Source organism: Methylobacterium sp. P5_C11 (assembly GCF_054049775.1).
In genome coordinates, this window is record NZ_JBFULS010000113.1 from 1 (window position 1) to 2,017 (window position 2,017).

The 2,017-nt window shown below is 63.6% G+C and carries 2 protein-coding genes and 2 pseudogenes; 3 read left to right on the forward strand and 1 reads right to left on the reverse strand.

Annotated features, from left to right (window positions below; all coding sequences use genetic code 11):
- Together ACXJKQ_RS27535 and ACXJKQ_RS27540 are read left to right on the forward strand one after the other, a co-directional pair.
- A pseudogene (locus ACXJKQ_RS27535) lies at positions 1–247 on the forward strand (IS6 family transposase); the annotation flags it as partial.
- A gap of 296 nt (positions 248–543) precedes the next feature.
- A complete protein-coding gene (locus ACXJKQ_RS27540) occupies positions 544–792 on the forward strand; it encodes a hypothetical protein (protein ID WP_457108842.1) in 249 nt (82 codons plus the stop codon).
- A 9-nt stretch (positions 793–801) separates the two neighbouring features.
- On the opposite strand, the pseudogene ACXJKQ_RS27545 reads toward ACXJKQ_RS27540, so the two are convergent.
- Positions 802–1,227, reverse strand: a pseudogene (locus ACXJKQ_RS27545) (hypothetical protein).
- A gap of 297 nt (positions 1,228–1,524) precedes the next feature.
- Between ACXJKQ_RS27545 and ACXJKQ_RS27550 the strand changes: the two are divergent.
- Positions 1,525–2,017: outer membrane protein (locus tag ACXJKQ_RS27550; RefSeq protein WP_457108843.1), on the forward strand; the 493-nt coding region annotated here is incomplete at its 3' end.

The window sequence follows — 2,017 nt, forward strand, 5'->3', positions numbered from 1 at the left end:
GGTCCTGATCGTGCAGGCGGTCTCCTGGTACCTGCGCTACCCGCTGAGCTACCGCGACATCGAGGAGCTGTTCCTTGAACGTGGCCTGGAGGTGGATCACTCCTCCGTGAACCGCTGGGTTCTGGCCTATGCGCCGCTGATCGAGAAGCGGCTACGGCAGTTTTGTCGGCCACACTGCGGCTCGCTGCGCATCGACGAAACCTACATCAAGGTGCGGGGCGAGTGGTGCTACCAACACGGGGGAGTACTGTGCGCGAATGCGCCCGGGTATTGCCGCACGCTGCCGGTTGGGACGGGTTTGGGTGACAGAGGAAGAGCTGCGCCAGACGCTCTATAGCGTTATATACCTGCGATAGCGACTAGCATCATAACTGCATCCATCTCAGCAGGTTAGTATTCCTTTCTCCACAATCGTTCTGGGCGACTGATAACGCTTATGTGATCGTGGCATACAGTATAGTAGAGCTGCGTACCTAAATTGAGGGATGCGCATAAGCTGCCTTATGCCAAGCGCACAACTCATCCTGAACTGGAGTAGGTCAGATGCGCAAAGATGGTCCTCCCACCGGTTTTGTTGCCATCGGCCTCGTGCTCTCGGCGGGTATGCTGTTGGCTCAGTACGAAGTCCTCGTTCGCCCAGACAACACAGTCGAATTGGCGGACGCGGAAAACCCCGCCATGACGCTGCAGCTGGCTTCGTTCGAGCCTTCGCTGCCGAGCGAAGCGGTCGTAGCGGTCCCGACACTTAGGGCGAAACCTGCGGTCCTTGAGGTGGGAACCTCGCGCCAGTAGGGCTGTCAGTCAGGCGTAGGGACCGCCGAACAGGTCGCCGATCGCCTTCCTGCGGAACAGCGTCCGCCACCGCCGCCTCTGATGCTCCGGCCGGTCGTGGATCATGTGGCACCGCTGGCAGAAGGCTGCGAGGTTGGCATCCGCGTTGTTCGAGGTGTCGTGATCCCGATGGGCCGCGGGCAGGACCACGCGGGTCCGACGGGCACGGTGGAGGATGTCAGCTTCCGCAGCGATCCGGATGCGGCGGCCCCACCCGTCACGCCACCGGCTGGCTTCCGCGTCCCACCAGCGGCCGTCACCGAGGTGGTAGACCATCTAACCATGCGGCCGCCCGCAGCCCTCACAGCAGCCTTTCGCCCGGCCGAACCGGATCACGGCGGAGAGCTGCGACCAGTCGATAGGGTAGAAGAAGCGGTGCTCAGGCCGGATCGGCATAGCGAGGTGCAGTGCCCGGTGGAATGTTACCCCTTCTATAGCCTCGACCAATTCAGCCTGTGGCCTCTCCGCCACAGGCGCCGGGTAACGCCATAACGGCCGGGAACCAACGAGCCAGTCAGATGTTGCCGCGCCTCCCTATGTATATCTCGACGTATTCCACGGTCTGATCCGCGTTAATGAGCGGTTTACTATAGCGGCTTGCCTCGTCTCCGCTCAGTGTGTCCGTAAAACTACAGCCATTTCGCTCAAGGATCGGTAGCCATACTGCCAGATCGAATTTCTGGACCCTACGACATGACCAAGCTCCTGGCTTCGCTCGCCGCCTTCACCGCCCTCACCGGTGCCGCCTCGGCCGCCGACCTTCCGCGCCGGGCCGCTCCGCCGCCGGTGTTCACCCCGGTCCCGGTGTTCACCTGGACGGGCGCCTACTTCGGTATCAACGCCGGCTACGCCTTCGACGCCAGCAGCCGCTCCACCGGCAACAGCTTCGGCGTGCCGTTCCCCTACGCCGCCCCCGGCACCGTCGCCACCTTCCGCAACAGCAGCCAGGACGGCTTCTCCGGCGGTGGCCAGATCGGCTACAACTGGCAGCTGACGCCCGGCTCCGGCGTCGTGTTCGGCGTCGAGGCCGATGCCCAGTACCTCGACTTCGGCCGTAACCGGAACAGCGCCTTCATCAATGGCGCCCTGGCCCCCGGCTACTACGTCACCGATCCGCGCGGCCTCTCCAGCCTCGACTTCTTCGGCACCGTGCGCGGCCGCCTCGGCTACGCCTTCGACCGCACCC